1 protein-coding gene is annotated in these 618 nt (G+C 32.0%); it reads left to right on the top strand.

Annotated elements, in window-relative coordinates:
- Positions 1 to 99: 99 nt before the first annotated feature.
- Positions 100 to 618 (top strand): condensation domain-containing protein (locus tag R0K30_RS20995; RefSeq protein WP_410612684.1); only part of this gene is annotated, 519 nt, incomplete at its 3' end.

The following is a 618-nucleotide window of genomic DNA, read 5'->3' as shown; positions in this document are numbered from 1 at the left end:
ACTTTTGAATGAATATGAACATGCAGACAGCTAGTCACAAGATTATTCTGAGTTTTTCTTTAGAGGTTTTTTACAGAAACAATTTAGGAGGATTATGTCATGAGTGGAAAGAAAGTCGAGAAAATATACCCGTTGTCAAATATGCAAAAAGGGATGCTATATCATTCTATTAAAGGAACAAGTTCAAATGCCTACTTTGAACAGATCGTTATGGACATAAAAGGCAGTATCAACGAAGCTTTTCTAGAGGAAAGCTTCCATGAAATCATAAAGCGTCATGAAATCCTAAGGGCTTCGTTTAATTATAAAATGAATGAACCTCTGCATGTCATTCTAAAAGATAGAAAGATGAAGTTTAACTATATGGATATAAGTGCTGTTGATTTAAATGACAAACAGCCTTATATAGAGAATTACTTGAAAGAAGATAGATCAAAGGGTTTTGATATAACAAAAGACACACTAATGAGGGTTTGTTTGATAAAAACAGAGGAATCCTTTTATAAATTGGTATGGAGCTTTCATCATATATTACTCGACGGCTGGTGTATAGGAATCATATTAGATGAACTATTCACTATCTACTCACATAAATTAAAAGGAACTAAGCATCAATTA

It is taken from the genome of Bacillus sp. SIMBA_154 (assembly GCF_046536015.1).
GTDB lineage: Bacteria > Bacillota > Bacilli > Bacillales > Bacillaceae > Bacillus > Bacillus pumilus_P.
The sequence above is the reverse complement of the archived record's forward strand: the minus strand, read 5'-3'. Positions and strand labels throughout refer to the sequence as shown.